The sequence below is a fragment of the Paenibacillus kyungheensis genome (assembly GCF_028606985.1).
Classification (GTDB): Bacteria; Bacillota; Bacilli; order Paenibacillales; family Paenibacillaceae; genus Saccharibacillus; species Saccharibacillus kyungheensis.
Genome location: NZ_CP117416.1, coordinates 880,085 through 900,673 on the forward strand (window position 1 = coordinate 880,085; position 20,589 = coordinate 900,673).

A 20,589-nucleotide genomic window follows, 5' to 3' on the forward strand; every position below is an offset into this window, starting at 1 on the left:
GTATTGACCTCCATTCCTCAGATCTATTAAGTAGATTGTAAAACGACTTTAATCGCATTTGAAGATGGTGTCAATGTTCCACTGCTGATATTACAACCTAGCGTCTGGAACGCTTCTTCATAATCTTGCAGTGCAAAAGTATGAGTAATCAATTTGCTTGCCGGGATCAGATTGCGTTCGATCATATAATGAGCTGTCGCAAATGTACCTAGAGAATCGATCGAACCGATAATTTTGAGACTACGATCCACGATTTCTTTAGGATTAAAAGAACTGACTCCATCACGCAAACCAACCAGCATCATATAACCCCCATGAGCAAGGTTCGATAATACGGTTGTGCCTACTGCACCGGTTGTATCCACAATCAGATCAACCTGACGATCAGAAGGAGAGATGTGTTCTAGAGCACTTTCAAATGAGTTATGTGTATCCCAACGTTCCGGGGCTATCGCATTTGCAATATGCAAGCGATCTTGTGAGATATCAACAATGCTACCGGATACTCCTTTGGAAGCTAGAGCATAGCTGTATAACATTCCGATCGGGCCTGCACCCAAAATAATCGTACGGAAATTAGGCAGTAGTTGAATTTGGTTAATACCTGTGAGCATACAACTCAACGGTTCTGTTAGCGTCGCTTCTGCATAACTAACATGATCTGCTAATTTGTAAAGAAACCGATCTTCAGTCACATAGTAGTCGGTAAATGTACCGTCACTACTTACTCCTGTCTCGGTCGTGCTTTTATGTAAACAATGGTTCTGCCTTCCTGTCCGGCACATATTACATTGACCGCAATAGTAGGTAGGATCGATCACAACTCGATCACCAACTTGTAGAGTAGTGACTCTGTCGCCCACTTGTACGACTTCTCCAGCCGATTCATGCCCTAGAATGATTGAAGATTTGGCATGATATTTGCCGCTCACAATACCGAGGTCTGTTCCACATACACCTGTTGCATGAATCCGTACCAATACTTGATTGTCTTGCGTAATTTGTGGTTGAGGTCTTTCTTCTAAAGCAACATCCCACGCTGATTTGTAGACAAGTGATAACATAATATTCCTCCTCATATTAACTATAAGCGTATTCTTTTATATTCATCTAACAACGTATATACATAATTTATTCGCAATTAAGTAAAAGCGCTTTAATCCAAAGACGACAAAACGAGATCCAATCGGCGAATAATCTCTACAATTTCTTCATCAGTAACTGTAAGGGATGGACGAACTTTCACGACATTACCAAATCCATAACGAGAACCACGTAGAATTAATTGTTGATCAGCAAACGCGAAATTGATAATCGCATTCATTTTGTTGGTATCTGGAGCATTGTATTCATCTACAATTTCTAGACCCCACATAAGACCAACACCACGAGCTTCACCGATACAGCTATATTTCTCTTCCAAATCTAAAAGTAAATCGCCAAGCAATTTGCCTTTGCGTTGTACTTCTTCCATAAATCCAGGTTCAGACACAACTTCCAATGTTGATTTAGCTGCGGTGACAGAGATCAGATTGCTACCAGACGTAAATGAATGTTCATGTTTTTCAAGTACATTTAGACGAGATTGCATTAATACGGCAGCAACAGGAACACCGATTCCACCAAGCCCTTTAGCTAGCGTAATAATATCAGGTTTGATATCGAATAATGTACTTGCGAACATATAACCGGTACGACCAATACCTGTCTGTACTTCGTCTGCGATTAAGATGATATTTTGCTCATCACATAACTGACGAATGCCTTTGAAATATTCAGGTGGAGGTATAATATTACCGCCGTTACCTAGAATCGGTTCGATAATCATGCAAGCGGTAGAACCAGAACCACCGTATTCAAGCTGGTCGGCTAGTGCTTCTACACATTTCATTCCGCAATTGGAAGGGTTCGCATCGAACGGGCAACGATAGCAGTAAGGTGCAGGGACATGCAGAGAATTGGGAACAGATGAATTGGGGAATCCTTTACGACGAAAAGCATTACCCGAAATACCTGTAGCAAATTGAGTCTGTCCATGATGAGAGTAGAAAAGGCTGACAATATCAGTATCACCGGTGTATTTTTGAGCGATTTTAGTTGCGCATTCGTTTGCAGTGGAACCCGTGATGTCACGCATCCAGCCTGCATCGATCCCATTAGGTGCATATTCTAACAAATGCGATAACACTTCATCTACATAAGGTTCTGTAAAAGTAGACGACATATGCGTTAGATTACCAACTTGCTCTTGTACTTTTTCTACAACATAAGGGTGATTATATCCTAGAGAAAGGTTGAATGTACCGGATACACCGTCTATATATTCTGTGCCTGTATCGTCAATTAATTTAATACCTCTACCATAACGAAACCGATTCTCAGTTAAAGTTTGCATGTTTTGCCTCCTGATTTTAAGTTCAAATAGACTTGATCTGCCAAAATAGACTGTCAGCACTACAACTACAATCGATTACTGGAACGCTGTTCCTCACCTCCTTTACAGAGTGATTTCTATGATTGTACTCTTGATGTTAATTTGGCTTGAGAAGAACTCCATTGAGAAGTAAAAGCAATACTTATTAACAACACCAGTGCAAATCCAGCAAATACCCACAAGGTAGGCCCAACTGACCAATTCGCCATGCTCCAACCGATCACGTATTGCAATACAGAGCCACCGATACCGCCAGCAGCAATCAGAATACTGGTTGTACGTTCAGTCATGCCCGGAATCAGCACGTTTGCGAATACAAGAGCGATAGAGAATAGACCTGACATAAATAATCCGATACCAAAAATCAGAATATACATAGCGACAGGATGAGAAACCAGAGCAAGTCCAATAATCATTAGCATCATGCCAAGTGAACTACCTATTAGAAAAGGAACATAACGAATCGATTCTGCTATACGTCCGACAAATAATCGACCAATCGTCATAGCTGCCCAGAAAAAAGTGACACTGAGCGAAGCGGCTGAATCACTAATAGAGATACTTTCGATCAGAATCGAAGGCAAGAAATTCATTACGCCTAATTCAAGACCCATATATACGAAGAAGAACAAAATAAAAATACTGAGAAATTGTAATTGTTTGCCACTGTATTTTCGTTTCACAACAGCGCCGGTATGATCGGCATCATGCTCTTGAATACGGCGAAGCTGTGCAGAACTATCTGCTGGCATCGTCATCCAGAATATCAATAGCAATAATGTAGCTAATGCAACCGTATAGAAAGACAGCTGCCATACATTTAAGAAAATATACAGACTAGCAAGAGCAGGAATCAATAATGAACCTACGCCAAAATAAACATCTAACTTGGTCATCGCGACCGCTTTTTGCGCTTCAGCGAATTCGATAGTAAATGCTCCAATCGAAGATTCGATAATTCCTGAACCAAAGCCAACAAAAATCGTCATTGTGACCATCCAACCCCATACAGGCAATGTCCCCATCAACGCATAAGCAATCGTAATCGCACCAAGTGCAATCAATAACATATACTTACGTCCTACCCCTGCGGATAAAGATGGCGATACAATTACCCCTACAAGAAAGCCCATAAACTGTAGAAATAACAGTGTGCCTCCATCGCTGTAATCTTTACCGTAATGCGGCAATATAACAGGGAGCAGAGCACCTAACAAAACACTGGTAATTCCGATCAAAAAATAAAAGCCACAACTTAATCCAAAAATCCTTTTCAACATCATCACCCTTCCATAAATAATCAAATAAACTTGAAATTTCCATCTATGATCAACATAATGAATGAAGGCAGACGTTGTACAGTGACTGCCATCTATGTATTTAGCCTATAAGGAGTGATAGTGAATGAGTCAGTTATTAGAAAATTTTCAAGGTAAAGCAATGGATGAACGATTACAATGGCATTGCCCACCAGAAGAATGGGAAGTATCTTCCGACAAACAGGTGCTTACATTTAAGCCACTCGCCAAAACAGATTTCTGGCAAAAAACGCATTATGACTTTCGAGTGGACAATGGACATTTTTTATTTGCTGAAATGACAGGTGACATCATTATGACAACGAAAGTGCGTACATATCCAGTTCATCAATATGATCAAGCTGGATTGATGATTCGTTTTTCAGAACATTGCTGGCTCAAAACGTCTGTTGAATTCGAAACGGACGGTCATGCCAAGTTAGGTGCGGTTGTCACCAACAATGGATACTCGGATTGGTCTACGCAAAATTTTGTTGCCGGTGAGACCGAATTGTTATTCCGTATTCGTCGTGAAGCTGGTGATTATACGATTGAGTATGCCGAGCAAGAGAAAGATGAGTCTGCACAGCCCCAATGGAACCAGATACGGATCGCTCATTTATTCGAAGATCAAAATGATCAGACACCTTTTCAATGTGGTGTGTACGCATGTAGCCCTCAAGGAGATGGCTGTCATGTTGAATTCGAATACTTGCATATTGAGCCACTACAAAAAGAGAACAAGTAGTTAAAATTACGCTGAAAGTAAATGTAAAAATTATGTATTTAATTACAATAAATAACTATAGAGTCTTAAATTTGAATAGTCAAGTTAAGAATATGTAAGGTTATACATTTAAGATTAAATAAGGAAAGCGAAGCGTTATATCGTATTTAGGAGATTAAAAATTGTAAAATTAGCATTAAATTTACTTTTTTATGAAATGAACATTATAAAAGTAAGTGGGAAAATACAGAGATAAATATTTGATTAGGTAAAAACCAAAAGGTGATAACATCAGATTTTGGTTTGGCTATTCTATTTTGATTTTCAACCAACGTTGTATCAATTATTTCCCAGGTAATTTCCCTAAAAGAGAATTAATAAAAAGCTCGCAAATAAAGCAAAAAGATTATTCTGAAGATAGGCAAAATAGCTATCATTTTAGAATAATCTTTTTGTTATGTATATATGGTTATATGGAAAAGTTTGGTTTTTAGACATATTGTATGGATATCATGTGAAAAGAGCTAGCTTGGTTTACAAGCACCTATAGAACGTAATACAATAGAGTTATAGGCAGGTACTAAGTTTTCAAAAATTGTCCCAAATGCCCTATGTGATAACTTAATCTTTCTCGGGGATTCCATGAGTGACTACTGTGGAATCATTGTGAAGTAGGTTACGAATCGATCCCAAGAGAGGAATTACCTAAATATGTCCACTACGCGTGTGACGAAAGACCAAGATAATTGGCGCAAAAGTTTAGCTCCTTATGAGAAATCAAATACGAAGTACAGTGTATGGCAACTAATTAATACACTTGTTCCCTTTTTCGGACTCTGGTATCTTGCATACCTTAGTTTATCCGTATCTTACTGGTTAACCATTCCTATTATGGTACTTGCTGGTGGATTCCTTGTTCGTACTTTTATTATTTTTCATGATTGTTGTCACCGTTCCTTTTTCAAAAACCGTAAAGCAAATACAATTGTAGGTAATATTACAGGTATTATGACTTTATGTTCTTATGATCAATGGCGCTATAGCCACTCTATGCATCACGCAACAAATGGTAATCTGGATAAACGGGGAACAGGCGATATCTGGACACTAACTGTAAATGAATATCTAGCATTATCTCCATTACGCCGTTGGGTGTACCGTATGTATCGTAATCCAATGATTATGTTTACAATCGGTCCGATTTATACGTTTTTATTAATTTACCGTTTTAACCGCAAAGGCGCTCCAAAAAAAGAGCGTATGAACACATATATGGTCAATGTAGCACTTGTTGCTATTATCGGTTTACTTTGCTGGGCTATCGGCTGGCAAGCATTTCTAATGATTCAAGGCCCAATCTTCTTTATGTCTGGTGTAGGCGGTATCTGGTTATTTTATGTACAGCATCAGTTTGAAGAAAGTTACTTTGAAGAAGAAGAAAATTGGAATTATGTCAAAGCGGCTATGCATGGTAGCTCGTTCTACAAACTTCCTAAAATCTTGCACTGGATTACGGGTAATATCGGTTTCCATCATATTCATCATTTAAGTTCTCGTGTACCCAATTATTTCTTGGAGTCCGCGCACAATACAAGTCCGGTGTTGCAAGATGTACAGACGATTACATTATTAACTAGCTTGCAATCATTACGTTTCCGTATTTGGAACGAAGATACGAAGAAATTTATAGGATTCAAAGATATTGATACTTCGCTTAAAGTCAAAAACAAAAAACAACAGCAAAAAGCAGGCTAATGATCGGATAGATGCATCACCAGGTTTACGAGAGAGGTGGTATATTCTTCCGAATATATGAAAACAAAAAACCTTGAGATTTTGATTGCTGATGACAATGACATTAACCGGTATGTGTTAATGGAAATGTTGAGAAAATTAGGGCATAAAGTCAAAGGGGCAAAGCATGGTAAAGAAGCTGTACAACTAGCTACTCAATATTCATATGATATGATATTTATGGATTTGCGTATGCCCGAATTGGGTGGGATCGAAGCTGTACAACAAATTCGATCTTCTATTTCAGAACATGAGAAACAGCCTTATATTATTGCTTGTTCTACAGATCTTCTGAATGTAGATTTACTTTCAGAATCTAAAATGAACGCCTATATCAGTAAACCTTTGCGAAAAAGAGTGATTGAAGAAGCGCTTAGCGATTGGGAAGATTTACGATAAAAGATGATATGTCTACAACAAAAAGAACAGCCCGATCAAAGGGCTGTTCTTTTTTTAATGCTTTTCATATAGTGCCTATTAGAGAGTGGAGAAGGTGTGACGGTGACGAGGAGATAGCTGGTCATTTAATAGACGCATCTGTTCCATATGCAAAATGGTATACGCTATATCTTCTTCCATCGCTGCTACTGCTTTGATTTTTTCAGGTAGCGTATTGAAAATGTGTTCTTTATTCGCTTTGGGTTCATATAATTTGAGGTACATCATGCGAATAACAGACCAGCTTTTAATAGATTGGGTAAATGCAGCACGAATACATTGCATATTAGCCTGTTCTAGATCTGCTCGATATTCTACAAATTTCAAAAATTGCATTCGTGACTGAACAATATACAACAATTCAAGATGCAATTTGTTCGCAGCACCTGGATTGAATTGGTTCATTTCCATCACAGCAAGTTGATACCATTGCTCAAATTGATCTGCAAATACGCGCATAGCTTCAAAAATAGAGTACGTTTGCGGTTGGAGCCCTAGATTTGTTTTGGCGATATTCAGTAATACAAGATCTATATCTGTATCTTCTAGATCTAACGTAGAAGTACGAGGAGAGAATGTCATAATCTCATTCATAAATCCCTGACTAAAGTCAGCTACACTTTGAGTATAGTTGTGCGTCATATAAGAAACGTCTGTGCAAGCAAACATATCGGTTTGTGGATCATAGTTCACGATAATAAAAAAGTGTGTGTTATGCAGAGCATGATAATTGTCAGGGAACCAGGGACAGGCGAATGAGTCACATTTGACCAACACCGGTCTGCCAGCTTCCAGTTCCTGATAAATAGTGTTCAGTGCATCAGGTAAAGAAATCTCGCGATGTAACGTATAATCAGTATTAGCATATTTCAAAATATCTTCATACGTATAGGATTCATGACCAAGTAAATCATACGAAAATGGATCTGTTCCAAATTGAGAAAAAGTCCATGAATGGGCAAAAGCTTGTAAATAATCATCACCAAAATAAGACACAGCGGTAGCGATATTTCCGTTAAAACAAGACCAATCAAATCCAGATAACGGTTTCAAATCAAGCAAGTTGGAAAAGGGAGGCATATATCGTTCGCTCCTTATCTTCATATAGGTAGAGTAAAAATAGCTTATGTATGTTGTCTATCATACTACTGCCAGATATAAGACACAAATTAACCAATAAGAATTGACATTCAAAATCAGTATATGGTATATAAAAGGTAGCGATTAGCACTCGTATTGCCTGAGTGCTAAAAAAAGCAGAATCGAAGGGAGACTTACTTTTCATGACTACCAAGCAATTTAAAGCGGAATCCAAACGATTATTAGAAATGATGATTAACTCGATCTATACGCAAAAGGAAATCTTTTTGCGCGAATTAATCTCCAATGCAAGTGATGCGATTGATAAAATTTACTATAAAGCATTAACAGATGATTCGTTAACATTCCACAAAGAAGATTATTATATCAAAGTCTCTGCGGACAAAGCGGCTAGAACGTTAACGATTGCAGATACAGGGATTGGTATGACTGAGGAAGACCTTGAAAATAATTTAGGAATTATTGCAAAAAGTGGCTCGCTTGCTTTCAAAAAAGAAAATGAAGCAAAAGATGGTCACAATATTATCGGTCAATTCGGTGTAGGCTTCTATGCGGCATTTATGGTGGCAGATGAAGTGACTGTCATCAGTAAGGCACTAGGAAGCGATCAAGCGTTCCAATGGCATTCTGAAGGGACAGAGGGCTATTCTATTACTCCAACAGAGAAAGATACAGTAGGTACAATCATTACACTCAAAATCAAAGAAAATACAGAAGATGATCAATACGATGAGTATTTGGAAGAATATCGTTTGAAAGCGATCATCAAAAAGTATTCTGACTTTATCCGTTATCCAATCAAAATGGATATCAGTGGCAGTCGTCCTGTTGAAAATGACAACGCAGACGAAAATGCAGAGCCAGAATATGTAGAATATACTGAAGAGCAAACAGTAAATAGCATGATTCCAATCTGGCGCAAAAACAAAAGCGAATTAACCGATGCTGATTACGAGAACTTTTATAACGAAAAACGGTATGGTTTCGATAAACCGCTAAAACATGTGCATATTAGCGCAGATGGTGCAGTGGTCTATAATGCAATTCTATTTATTCCTGAAAATACACCATTTGATTATTACACGAAAGAGTATGAAAAAGGTCTAGAATTGTACTCTAATGGCGTATTGATTATGGATAAATGTAGCGATCTATTACCAGATTACTTTAGCTTTGTGAAAGGAATGGTCGATTCTGAAGACCTGTCTCTTAATATTTCACGCGAAATGCTACAGCATGATCGTCAATTGAAGTTAATCGCTAAAAATATTAAAAACAAAATCAAAGGTCAATTACAGTCGATGCTTAAAGATGAGCGTGAGAACTATGAGAAGTTCTACCAATCATTTGGCAGACAATTAAAATTCGGCGTGTACAACGAATATGGTATGCACAAAGAAGACCTACAAGATATTTTGTTGTTCGCTTCTTCACATGAGAAGAAATTAGTGACACTCGATGAATATGTATCCAGAATGCCAGAAGATCAGAAGTTCATCTACTATGCAGCAGGTGAATCAATCGAACGTATAGAGAAATTACCGCAAACCGAAATGGTATCTGATAAAGGATATGAGATTCTATACTTTACCGATGATATCGATGAATTTGCTATCAAAATGATTAATACGTACAAAGACAAAGCATTCAAATCTGTTTCTAGTGGCGATCTAGGTATCGAGCCAGACGAAAAAGATCAAACGACAGAAGCAGAAGAAAACGAAAATAAAGATTTGTTTGAAGCGATGAAAGCAACTTTGGCAGGTAAAGTATCTAATGTTAAAGCATCCAAACGTCTAAGATCACATCCTGTCTGCTTATCTACAGAAGGCGAACTATCGATTGAAATGGAAAAAATCCTTCAAGCGATGCCAGATGGTGGCGGCGTAAAAGCAGATAAAGTACTGGAAATTAACGTTAATCATGATGTTTTCCAATCACTTAAAAATGCACTGGAAAATGATAAAGATAAGCTGAACCTGTATACAAACTTGTTATACAATCAAGCTTTGTTAATCGAAGGTCTGCCGGTACAAGATCCAGTAGAATTTACGAACGATATTTGTAAAGTGATGGTTTAAATTCAATAGTTAATCTATAAAATATAAAAGCACAAAAAAACTCCTTAATCATAAGGAGTTTTTTTTGCGCTTTTATTCGTCAATAAACGACAAAATAATATTTTTTACAACAAATGGTGGATTTGCTATACATATTTAAATTAGTACTACCGACATATAATTATAGTTAAATTTGAAGCTAATGTATTGCTAAAGTCTTAATTGATCAAAATTTAAGCTGCTAAGTCATTAGTTTGAATAACGATATACCTCAAAATCCTAATTAGATAAACATCATAGATAGAGGTTGGTGATATGAAGTAATACACAATCAGGCATTACTACTAATAAAAACTAAAAAACTTTCAGAGGGGTTTATTGAATATGAAGAATCTAAGTGTTCGTACCAAAATTGTAATCTTAATTATTATTAATCTATTACTATTGCTTGCTTTAGGTTTTAACGGTACGACTTCAACAAAACAAATGTCTAATATTGCAACAGATATGTACGAGAAAAATATGAAACCTGTGATGGCTATGGATCAGATTATTATTAATTATAGTAACAATGCCAAACGCCTATTAATACTTACGCGTACAACAGATATGACGGAAAGAGAAACATTGATAAAAGAAGTGGCTACAACAGCTTCGGATACAGGCAAACAATACGCATTGCTTAAACAAACGACTCTTAGTCCTGAAAATCAGCAAAATTTAGCCAATCTTACAGAAACAAATATAGCATTTTCAGACGCTCGGCAGAATATTTTAGATGCGGTAGGTGCAGGCGATCTTACGACTGCTCAGTCAAACTACACTGATTTAGAAAATACACGTATTACTTTGAATAAATATTTAGATACTTTGCGTACCAGTATGGTAAATGAAGCCAATCAAAGTAAAGTTACAGCTGATAATACGTATAGTCGGTCTACTATAGTTATGGTTACTTTTATTATTATTGGATTGCTCGTGTCTTTGTTGGTCGGCTTATGGATTGCATTACTTATTTCTCGTCCATTACGTAAAGTTCAACAATTGATGAATCAAGCGGCTCAAGGGGATCTTACAACAGCAGCAGATTACCAGGCAAAAGATGAAATCGGTCAGGTGGCTACCGCTTTTAATACGCTTATAGCAAGTATGCGTAAAATCATTAAAAGTGTAGATGAAAGTGCAATGACGCTGTCTGCATCTTCGGAAGAGTTAACTGCTAGTGCAGAGCAAACAGCACAGGCTTCTTCTCATATTGCTACGTCTTCTGGCGAATTAGCAACTGGCTTTACATCCCAGACACAAACAGTTATTCAAGTGACAGATTCGGTAAATGGAATGGCACGTCAGATGGATCAAATCTCTCATACGAGCCAACAAGTGGGCGAAATGACTGAAAACATGCAACAAACTGCTGAAAAAGGAATTGATGAAGTACGAGATATTACCAATCGTATTGAACAATTATCAAGCGATATTCATTCTACATTAAATGTGCTTACGAATCTAAATGCGAAATCAGAGCAGATTGGATTTGCTTCTTCCGCTATTCAGCAGATCGCTCAACAAACCAATCTATTAGCACTTAATGCTTCTATTGAAGCCGCGCGTGCAGGTGATGCTGGACGAGGATTTGCCGTAGTTGCTGATGAAATCCGTAAACTGGCTGAAAGTTCAGCGAGCTCTTCCACTACAATTACTAGCTTGATCAAAGATGTACAACAAGAAAGTCAAAGTGCTGTCGACAAAGCAAAAGGTTCTGTACACAGTGTTCAAGCTAGTATTGATGGAGGACAACGGGTTACAGTTGCATTTGAAGCAATCCAGCAATCTATTAATACGACTGTCCAACAAACCAATTCAACAAATACGTTAATTAATAATGCCACGCAAGAGACTCAAAAAGTTGCCGAAGCGATGGAACATTTAAGTGCACTATCACAGCAAGGTTCTGCGGGTATTGATGAAATGAATGCGGCTAGTGAAGAACAATTATCTACGATGGAAGATGTAGCTTCATCTGCTCGTCATCTATCACAGTTAGCAGAAGAATTACAACAATTGATCGCTTTCTGCAAAGTATAATTTTCGACTAGATCAGGTATACTATCTTTATATCGCACAACGATAATTAGCAAATACAACAACCAATAGAGCCACGACCTTCTCACATTGTTTCGAGAAAAGGTTGTGGCTTTATGTTAAGATCATGAAGAAGTGGAAGCAACTAGAATATAATAAAGTGATATTTCAGATGGAGGAGATTACGATGCAATTAAAAGAAGTATTTACTCGTATCGAAAAGAAAGCAGAACTACATTCATACATAGAACAGATTCCAGCCAAATATAAAAAGACCCAAAAAGCGTATCTGGCGGCATTGGTGAAATTAAGTTATCTCTTATATATCACTCAAAGCGATCAGAAGCCACAGATCAAAGAGTTACTAGAGGAGCTATCACAGATTCCTTTTGAAGAAAATTATGATTACTGGACATGGGTAGAACATGCATTGGTTCTTCAAGCCCGTATCGCTCGTGAAAAAGAACAGCAAGGTTTGTATGATCAATCGATGCAATTGATAGAAGATGCGATCAATACCGGCGAAGAAACGGTAGTAAAAGTTAAACATAATGTGCAAGCCCGGTTCGTCAAAGGAGAAACGCTAAGTACCCAAACGATAGATGCAGCTATCAAGAAAAATGATACCTCTATGGAATGTGAGCAACGAATATTGTATGTGATGAAGCTTTTCAAAATCAAAGAATTAGGCGCTCAACCTCCTTATACAGATGAGAAAGTAGAGCAAGAAAGTACAGAATATATGAAGCGAATTAACGAGATTGTGGAGCAAGTCGGTATCGAGAAGGTGGAACCTTTCAAATGAAGATACGCTATTTATTTCAGAAAGATGAGCGAGATATACCATCCAGTGAAATGGGTATAAACGATTGGTTGAAAAGAATTGTAATCATAGCGATATTAGGTAATATTGCTTCATATATTTGGTTGGTGCTCACCGCAACAGCTAATTTTCAAAGAGGTCTGGATTTGATAGGGACTGTAGTGGTCGTCATGTATGGCACTATTTCGATAATGACATTATTGTTTACGATCATTTTTTTGGTGAGTAATACTCTTTCCAAAGGTCTGGTTAGTAATACGGTATTTATTTCGTGCACAGTGGTTTTATTAGCTTTGAGTGTAAGTCAATTTAAAGCTATTGAACCTGCCGGTTGGCTAACGGAACGAATCGAAACGCATGAACTGGTCACAACATCGGATCAGCAATATCAGTACCGATTAGAATTGGTCAATACATTCCAGAGTAATGAAAAAGTGAGATTGTATCTCAAACATATACATACAGGTAAAGAATCTAAAATTAATCTTGCTATTGATTTGGGCGATGCTTATATCATTCAATCAAGTGATAAGAGATGGGTCAATATGGAATCAACCGATCAACCACATCGATATATTATGACGATAAATGATGTGTTTAGCATTCCGAAAGATACTTTTTTAATAGATACAGCTCAAGCCACTTCGACCTTAATAGCACAAGAGAAAGAAATCAATTATGAGTGAAGCAGTTGTTAGAGTCATAATTGATTGACCTAAAATAGGTACAATTATATTCAATTATTATTATGTTGGATGAATAGGGTGATGAGATTGGAGATAAATCTTAAACGGGATTATGGTGTGATTAAACATAATATGTCAGTACAGAATATTGCAGATATATTAAGCTTGCTGAATAAAAATAATTCAATCATTCTATTTTCTTTTTATGAAAGAAATATGAATCTAGTTGATGCAAGTACACAAAAATTTATTTTAGATAGAATTACTTTTGTTAATTCTGAATGGGTATTGCCTTGGACCGAATCTTTAGCATATTGGGATGAACCAAATCAAGCACTACCTCAAATTATATGGTTTTCTGTAGAAAAGAAAGAAGATATTGTAAAAGCAATTGAAATAGATCATTTGTTTAGATGTATTTTTCTGCAGAAGGATATGAGTTTTAAGCAGTATTCTAATGTAGTATTTCATCAAGAATACTACTCTTCTGTTGAGGAAGAAGAGTATGAGTATTATTTAGGTTTTACAAATAAAGAATCATTTTTAACTCATTCTTTAGATAAAATAAAGAGCCAATTCGAGATGACGTTAGTAGAATAAGAAGCTTGAGCAATCTATAGTTAAATTCTTTGAGATAAGGTTGTTTGATTGTTATTAAAGAATACTATTTAAGTTTTAGGGAATTAAAAATCTTGTTATACATGAGGTATACACTATGATGCTGTGGTTTAAGTGGTTGTGGGGAGCAGTAGGGCTATTTCATGTAGCATCTGTTGTATTTATGTTTATTCAAGTTAGTCATTATTTCGCACATGGTTTTCCTATTAGTGGAATTCTATTAGCATTGATCATCGCAAGTCCTGCCATACTTTTGTTAGGAACGACAGTAGGTGGATTGTTTCTGAAAAAAGAAGGAGCTAAAGGAGTAGCAGGGTATGTGATAGGCAGTCTAGTGATGGTAGCTATGTTATTTTTATCTAAAGCTTATTTTGGATGGACTTGATAAAATAGTTTATCATTCGATGGATATCAAACATGAGACAACTGCTAAAATAAGCAATATGTTTAAAGTAGAATCGTAAATCAATGATATCTATTTCAACGAATAGAGGTATACATAATGATGAAATGGTTTAAAGGAATATGGGCAGTCGTTGCTATTATAAATATAGTATGTTTTGTGGCTATGATTTTAATACATACAGATCATTTTCAACATATACTTTTTCTTGATGGAGTGTTTTCAGCTTTTTTTGTAGGGATTCCTTCACTTGGGTTGTTGATAATGAGTATAGGTGGAATATTTCTCAACAAAGAAGGTGCTTCTGGACTATCGGGGTATATTATAGGGAGTATTATTATGATCTTATTATTGCTTTTATCTAAAGCTTATTTTTAAATTATATACACAACAAAAAACCTTCCCACTCTGCCGATGCAGATAAGAAGGTTTTTTGTTGTATATGCTCTATTTACCTCAACTCTAGCTACATTTGATCTACATCGAAGCATACTTTACAATCATCGCTTCGCGTGTCTGTTCATCATAAGCAATCCATAATTCATCGCCTACTTCGACACCGTATACAGGTTCGATCGATTGTTCCAATACATACTCTGCATCACCACGCTGAACAGTAATACGTGCAAGTGGACGCTCTCCGGTAGTACCGTTAAATTCAACAGCGATGACTTTGGCGCTCCCTTGCTTGCCTTGCATCAGGCGGAGATCACGCTGGAATTCATGTTGTTTTACAGTCACAGGAAGTTGGTTACCGACAGACAACGCTAATTGTGACGGTACAAATTGACTGCTCACTTTCTGAATGCGTTGATTGTTTTGGGATACCAGTACTTCCATGAGCATCAATTGACGCTGATGAATTTGCACAGCAAAAGGTTGAATCGATATAATTTCACCTTGTAAAGTGAGTTCATCTTTTTTGTTCAGGTCAGTCAATACGCCATAACTGAGTAGACGTGTCATACCTGCAATTTGGATCAGATTGGCTTTGTCCCATAGACGGTATTGAAATCCACGTGGTTGTACTACCGGAACAGAGTAAGTCTGACCATCCAACTCAAAATGTAACAATAAAGCTTGTCCACGATTGACTTGCTCATACGTATCTATTTTTTGCAAGACGGCATTATACAATATGTGAGATTGAGGTTGCGCCGGAACATCTTCAGTTGTTAAAAAAATAGCAGTCTGCTTACGGCGATCATAGCTGATCATCGCTGAGTCACCGATCGAAGGCATCTGTAAATAAGAAACGACTTTTTTGATATTTACTTTGCGTAATACACCTTCATCTTCAAATTGCACTGTAAATCGCACTTGAGGCTGTTCATTAATAAATGTTCCCGTTTCAGCACGAGCTATAATAGTCGCTTGAGTCACTACTCCTTTTTGGAGCTGTTTGGTTTTGCGTCTACGCAAAATGAAGTGAATTACGAACGGAATGACTAACAAAAGAAAAGGGATAATCAACCAGATAATTAAATTGAATACAATCGGCCCGCCTTCCAAAAGATACGCCAGAAATCCTTGCCATGACTTTTGCTTAGCAGGATCACTTGCTTGCCATTGCTCCACTTCAGCGTTGGTGATCTGAGAGATAGAACCATCTTGTGGATTGAACCAACCTGCGGAATTATCGGTCTCTGAATAGTACAGTGGTGTAGTTGTATTTTCTTTATAAAAGGTAAAATTATCATTCGTTACCTGATCGTATGTTTTGTTCGTAAGCAGTGGAGAGATATCTGTAAATTGTTTGGTTTTTTCATTATAGATATAACCGATTAATTTGCCATCTGCTTCATCTTTGGTTGTCGAACCGGTTACCAGTGCTTCCTCATCATTAAGCAACAATATCTGGGCTTGATAGACAGGTTGGGGAGTAGGAAGTAATACGCCTACTTGATCTGTTGTTTGATTGTAAAACCGTACTTGCTTTGGATAATCGCTTTCTACTTGTAACAAACGGGTAGGGTCTGCTTGGAAATGTTGTACAAATTGTTGCTCAGCTTGTTCTTCTGCTTCATAGCCAACTAAATCAGCCTGAGGAACATATACAGCAGGGCGATGTTGCTTATCCAAAATGCCACTGATATAAGCAGAACGCCCATCTTTCAGCGTAGCCACCAGCATGGGAATCGCTACATCACTTTCAAAGCTATTATGAGTGTTATCTATATTCGTCGGTCTAGCAGGTAAGACAGAACTGTCACTTAGGTCTATCGAGTGCAGTTGTCCATTCTGTATTTCTGAGAGCCCTGCTTTACTCTGCTTTGTCCAACCATCATTGACCAATACAAGACGGTTGCGCCACATATATGTACTGTTTCTCAAATAATCATCGATAATAATCGAATGATTGCTGAGTTCTTTACTATTGCCTGTTGCATCGATCGCATGGACAGATAACCTATCATTATTATCTTTTGTTGCAACAATCAATTGCTTATTCTGATAAGCGGCAGCGATGTCTTTGAATATATTGGAGGCAAGAGGAATATCATTTTCCAGTTGATGATTGCTGGTATTGTAGATCATCCCTTGCAGGCCTTGTTCGCCATCCGCAATACTGATTAATTTTTGACCTTTATCCAAATAAAAGACGTTATGTACAGCAGCCGGATGGTTTCGTGCTTCTTCTATTCCACCCGCATAATCATTCCACGCAATAATGCTGATCACGACTAAAGGAATTAAATAAATCAACAAACCTATTTTTCGCATTACTTTATATCTCCTATCCGTAGCCTGTAATATCGACCTCAACATATCAATATCCAATTTAACATAAGTAACTATTGTTTTTCCAGTTGGTGATATGTGGCAGGGTTTGTTACAATAGACTAAAGAAGCATAGGGATGTCTGTATGCACAGGCAGATTTATGTATTACATCTAACGGAGTGATATTTTGGCTAATGCAAAAAGCAAAGGTGGAACAGGTCGCGGGACGGGGAAAAAAGGTTGGAATCGCTGGCAAGCTAGCGCTAAAAAAACCAAAAGTGCACCTAAACCTTATGCAACCAGAGCAGACAAAGACAAAAAAGGCAATTCCAAGTCTACACCTACCACTAAAAGTACAGATTAACTGTTATTTTCAGCGAAATGTCTTTCAATCGCTATAGAAGCTGAATTATAATAAAGAGTAACGGGATTTGAAAATAGAAGGGGATTGAATGTTTTGACAGAAGAATCACAGTTCGAAAGTACGTCATTTGAATTACCAGAAAATTATGAAGAATTAAAAAAAGCGGCTCACCGCAAATCCAATTGGCAGGAGCGTCTAAACGCTGTCAATGAATTAGGACAATACAACCATCAGCCGATTATTGATCTGCTTACGCATATGATGAATAATGATCCAGTATACGCTGTTCAAGATGCAGCATACAAGCAATTGCGAGGTCTGGGACAAGATGTGCAACAACCATCCAAAACCAAGCCTGAATTGTTCAAAGGATTAACTAAAACATTAATTCGTATCAAAAAGAGCTTGCCAAAAGACCATAGCTTTGAAGATTTCAAAGTGAAATTGCACAAAATGCGTGCGGATATCTATAACACGTATGAAGGCGAAAAAGGCGAAGAGTTCGACAACTGGTTAAAAGCAAAATGGGAATCTTACGACACCAAGTAAGATCATCCGATCAGCACTAACATCTACTCCCTAATCCAACTATCAGGAGGAATTACCCTATGGCTATCGAAATGAGTATCCAGAACACACCTAACCCGAACGCGGTCAAAATCAATGCCAATCAACATATTTTTGAAGGTCCAGCTAGTACTTCACTCAAAGCAGGAGATAGCACAGACCATCCATTAGCAAGCGCATTGATCAGTATCGACGGTGTTGATAATATTTTTGGGATGCGTGATTTTGTAACGATAAGTAAATTACCTGATGCAAGCTGGGATGATATTATTCCACAAGTAGAAGCAGCTTTTGAGAACGCTGAATAATTGTAGCTTATAAAGTGGATTGAAGTGTTACCCGAAAAGAAGAGCAAAGTGCTCTTCTTTTTTTTATATTACAGTCCGTCAGCGAATATCAAATTAAGGAATACAAGTGAATGTTGCTCATATTCCTGCTACAATATGCACAGGTTTATTTTTACAAATCATTATAATTATACGATCAATGAAGGAGAATGATATCATGGGGATTTTTGATAAATTTCGTAAACCTAAAGAAGAATCCACTTCAACGTCAGCATACGATCATATTGTTCCTATGCCAACAGCCGTACCTAATCAACAAGAAGTACCAATGGTACTCGGGTTTGCATTACTAAGCAGTGAGACCTGTGATTGGTCATCATTTATTGATAATCTACATAAAGATGCTGAAATTACGATTGAAAATCAACCCAATGAAGAAAATATCGTATTTGAAGTAGAAGGAATGCAGGTAGTGGTCGCTCATATGCCTGCACCGATACCTAACCGTGAAGTGGAAGAATGCTGTAAATATAATTTGTTGTGGCCAGAAGCAGAGCAAGTGGTAGCTACTCATCGTTCCCATGTTATTGTCAGTGTATCCGGTGCACCTAATCCAATTGCAGCGCATTTGTTATTTACACAAGTAGTCAGTAGCATGATGCAGCTCAACGAAGCATTAGCTTTTTATATGGCTCCGATGGTCGTATCTGCTGAAAGTTATGTAGAAAGTGCACAAATGCTCAAAGAAGGAGAACTACCTGTACAATTATGGGTATTTATCGGATTGTATCAAAATGAACAAGGTCGTTGTTCTTATACAAGAGGGCTTGAACGTTTTGGCAAATACGAGATCGAAGTGATTCATTCCGAACATTCGTTAAGTGAGGTATTTGAATTTACGATGATGGTGGTCGACTATGTTATTAGTTATAACGTCTCATTAGAACAGGGCGAGACAATAGGTTTCTCAGAAGAGCAACGCCTATCGCTGACTGTATCTCAAGGAATAGCTGTAGAGAATGATAGCATTAAGGTTGGCTATTGATATAGATCATTACAGACATAACCTCATAGATACACTATTGTATAGAAGCAGTATAACGATGCCGCTCTTATAATAGGTATAAGTATGATGTAAGACAACGACTATCTTAGTAGATAGTCGTTTTTTTATTTGATTCTATTTAGAAGAAGGCAATTAGAGTGTATTAATCGATCCAACTGTATATAGCATAAAATACGAATAAGCATTATAGAATTGCGCATTACAAGATACGCGATAGCTTACGATAAGCACGCGGAGGAATGCCTTCACTTTTACGAAAAATACGGCTGAAATAATGGATATCGGCATAACCTACTTGTCGTCCAATTTCTTCAATCGATGCGTCTGTCTCTTGTAATAATCGCCTTGCTTCACGATGACGGAGCATTTGAATATATTCGCCTGGAGGCATACCTGCCATCTTTTTAAATACTTTGATCATATGATCTTCATTCATATTGAGTTCTTCAGCTAATAGACGATTATTCCATTGATTCTCGGGATGCTGTTCGATCGTATTCATCATTTCCAAAATACGATCTCCATGCACAGGTTGGTTGGTGTGATGGTACGATTTTTGAGAGCGTAGCAGTAGACCTAGAATCTGTAACAAGATTGCTTTGCAGATAAGTAAATAACCTGGAGAACGCATCGTAAATTCATGCACCAGTTGTTCGATTAATTGTACACATGATGGTGTAGGGATATACAACCAACGAGTAGATAAAGGAGCAAATCCTTCTGCTACCGCTTCAGTAGCAAATTTACTTTCGGTAATTTTGTGTGGATGTACGATTAAATCTTCTTCACGCACAATATGAAGCTCATGGAAAAAGTCAAAGTGAATCCCTATAAATTGTGCACTAGGGGTAGAAGTGACTTCATTGCGGTGATATACCCCTGCTGGAATAAACAATAAATGCCCTGTCGGAATCACAAGACGTTGCTCTGCTACATGAGTCACAGCTTCTCCTTTGCGTACATATAACAGTTCAAAGTCATAAATCATTCGTTTGTTCAATGTACCTGTAGGTAACTTCTGATACTGTGCGTAATGAATATTAGGAGACCATTGTTCTATAGGAGCAAGACGTTGCTTGCGATACTTTTCTAGAGAAAATAAACCGGAATTGTCCAAA

General features: G+C 37.4%; 20 protein-coding genes. 14 read left to right on the top strand and 6 right to left on the bottom strand.

Annotation, left to right across the window (positions count from 1 at the left end; translation table 11 throughout):
• Window positions 1–26: 26 nt before the first annotated feature.
• The 3 genes from PQ456_RS03940 to PQ456_RS03950 form a co-directional block, all read right to left on the bottom strand.
• Window positions 27–1,064 carry a zinc-dependent alcohol dehydrogenase gene (locus PQ456_RS03940; RefSeq protein ID WP_273614955.1) on the bottom strand — a complete coding sequence of 346 codons (1,038 nt, stop codon included), beginning with the start codon at window positions 1,062–1,064 and terminating at the stop codon, window positions 27–29.
• A 92-nt stretch (window positions 1,065–1,156) separates the two neighbouring features.
• Entirely contained in the window at window positions 1,157–2,395 is a 1,239-nt protein-coding gene (locus PQ456_RS03945) for an aspartate aminotransferase family protein (protein ID WP_273614956.1), read from the bottom strand.
• Between the two features lie 116 nt (window positions 2,396–2,511).
• Window positions 2,512–3,711, bottom strand: a complete 1,200-nt coding sequence (locus PQ456_RS03950; RefSeq protein WP_273616233.1) for an MFS transporter — start codon at window positions 3,709–3,711, stop codon at window positions 2,512–2,514.
• Between the two features lie 127 nt (window positions 3,712–3,838).
• On the opposite strand from PQ456_RS03950, the gene PQ456_RS03955 reads away from it, so the two are divergent.
• The 3 genes from PQ456_RS03955 (at window position 3,839) to PQ456_RS03965 (ending at window position 6,652) form a co-directional block, all read left to right on the top strand.
• Entirely contained in the window at window positions 3,839–4,480 is a 642-nt protein-coding gene (locus PQ456_RS03955; protein ID WP_273614957.1) for a DUF1349 domain-containing protein, read from the top strand.
• 690 nt (window positions 4,481–5,170) lie between these two features.
• The gene (gene desA, locus PQ456_RS03960) at window positions 5,171–6,214 is read left to right on the top strand and encodes a Delta(5) desaturase DesA (protein WP_273614958.1); all 1,044 of its coding nucleotides are present in this window, start codon (window positions 5,171–5,173) and stop codon (window positions 6,212–6,214) included.
• Window positions 6,215–6,271: 57 nt separating this feature from the next.
• On the top strand, window positions 6,272–6,652 hold the full coding sequence (locus PQ456_RS03965) for a response regulator (RefSeq protein WP_273614959.1): 381 nt from the start codon (window positions 6,272–6,274) through the stop codon (window positions 6,650–6,652).
• Between the two features lie 78 nt (window positions 6,653–6,730).
• On the opposite strand, the gene PQ456_RS03970 is transcribed toward PQ456_RS03965, so the two are convergent.
• On the bottom strand, window positions 6,731–7,771 hold the full coding sequence (locus PQ456_RS03970) for a BtrH N-terminal domain-containing protein (protein ID WP_273614960.1): 1,041 nt from the start codon (window positions 7,769–7,771) through the stop codon (window positions 6,731–6,733).
• Between the two features lie 203 nt (window positions 7,772–7,974).
• Between PQ456_RS03970 and htpG the strand changes: the two genes are divergently transcribed.
• The 7 genes from htpG (at window position 7,975) to PQ456_RS04005 (ending at window position 14,842) form a co-directional block, all read left to right on the top strand.
• Window positions 7,975–9,873: a molecular chaperone HtpG gene (gene htpG / locus PQ456_RS03975; RefSeq protein WP_273614961.1), complete on the top strand. Its 1,899-nt coding sequence runs from the start codon at window positions 7,975–7,977 to the stop codon at window positions 9,871–9,873.
• A 363-nt stretch (window positions 9,874–10,236) separates the two neighbouring features.
• The gene (locus tag PQ456_RS03980) at window positions 10,237–11,937 is read left to right on the top strand and encodes a methyl-accepting chemotaxis protein (RefSeq protein WP_273614962.1); all 1,701 of its coding nucleotides are present in this window, start codon (window positions 10,237–10,239) and stop codon (window positions 11,935–11,937) included.
• 184 nt (window positions 11,938–12,121) lie between these two features.
• Window positions 12,122–12,739 carry a DUF6707 family protein gene (locus tag PQ456_RS03985; RefSeq protein ID WP_273614963.1) on the top strand — a complete coding sequence of 206 codons (618 nt, stop codon included), beginning with the start codon at window positions 12,122–12,124 and terminating at the stop codon, window positions 12,737–12,739.
• Window positions 12,736–13,443 carry a hypothetical protein gene (locus tag PQ456_RS03990; RefSeq protein ID WP_273614964.1) on the top strand — a complete coding sequence of 236 codons (708 nt, stop codon included), beginning with the start codon at window positions 12,736–12,738 and terminating at the stop codon, window positions 13,441–13,443. Before PQ456_RS03985 ends, PQ456_RS03990 begins: the two co-directional genes overlap by 4 nt.
• Before the next feature lie 81 nt (window positions 13,444–13,524).
• The gene (locus PQ456_RS03995) at window positions 13,525–14,043 is read left to right on the top strand and encodes a hypothetical protein (protein WP_273614965.1); all 519 of its coding nucleotides are present in this window, start codon (window positions 13,525–13,527) and stop codon (window positions 14,041–14,043) included.
• A gap of 115 nt (window positions 14,044–14,158) precedes the next feature.
• Window positions 14,159–14,446 carry a hypothetical protein gene (locus PQ456_RS04000; protein WP_273614966.1) on the top strand — a complete coding sequence of 96 codons (288 nt, stop codon included), beginning with the start codon at window positions 14,159–14,161 and terminating at the stop codon, window positions 14,444–14,446.
• Between the two features lie 117 nt (window positions 14,447–14,563).
• Entirely contained in the window at window positions 14,564–14,842 is a 279-nt protein-coding gene (locus PQ456_RS04005; RefSeq protein WP_273614967.1) for a hypothetical protein, read from the top strand.
• Between the two features lie 99 nt (window positions 14,843–14,941).
• On the opposite strand, the gene PQ456_RS04010 is transcribed toward PQ456_RS04005, so the two are convergent.
• On the bottom strand, window positions 14,942–17,188 hold the full coding sequence (locus PQ456_RS04010) for a hypothetical protein (RefSeq protein WP_273614968.1): 2,247 nt from the start codon (window positions 17,186–17,188) through the stop codon (window positions 14,942–14,944).
• A 186-nt stretch (window positions 17,189–17,374) separates the two neighbouring features.
• Here PQ456_RS04010 and PQ456_RS04015 point away from each other — a divergent pair, with 186 nt between their 5' ends.
• The 4 genes from PQ456_RS04015 (at window position 17,375) to PQ456_RS04030 (ending at window position 19,450) form a co-directional block, all read left to right on the top strand.
• Window positions 17,375–17,551 carry a DUF3934 family protein gene (locus PQ456_RS04015; protein WP_069326814.1) on the top strand — a complete coding sequence of 59 codons (177 nt, stop codon included), beginning with the start codon at window positions 17,375–17,377 and terminating at the stop codon, window positions 17,549–17,551.
• Between the two features lie 93 nt (window positions 17,552–17,644).
• The gene (locus PQ456_RS04020; RefSeq protein WP_273614969.1) at window positions 17,645–18,100 is read left to right on the top strand and encodes a HEAT repeat domain-containing protein; all 456 of its coding nucleotides are present in this window, start codon (window positions 17,645–17,647) and stop codon (window positions 18,098–18,100) included.
• Between the two features lie 59 nt (window positions 18,101–18,159).
• Complete coding sequence (locus PQ456_RS04025; RefSeq protein ID WP_069326812.1) at window positions 18,160–18,426, top strand: NifU N-terminal domain-containing protein; 267 nt, start codon at window positions 18,160–18,162, stop codon at window positions 18,424–18,426.
• A 196-nt stretch (window positions 18,427–18,622) separates the two neighbouring features.
• Window positions 18,623–19,450 (top strand): DUF4261 domain-containing protein, encoded by an 828-nt coding sequence (locus tag PQ456_RS04030; protein WP_273614970.1) that lies wholly within the window; start codon window positions 18,623–18,625, stop codon window positions 19,448–19,450.
• A 220-nt stretch (window positions 19,451–19,670) separates the two neighbouring features.
• On the opposite strand, the gene PQ456_RS04035 is transcribed toward PQ456_RS04030, so the two are convergent.
• Complete coding sequence (locus PQ456_RS04035; RefSeq protein ID WP_273614971.1) at window positions 19,671–20,588, bottom strand: AraC family transcriptional regulator; 918 nt, start codon at window positions 20,586–20,588, stop codon at window positions 19,671–19,673.
• Between the last annotated feature and the right edge of the window lies 1 nt (window position 20,589).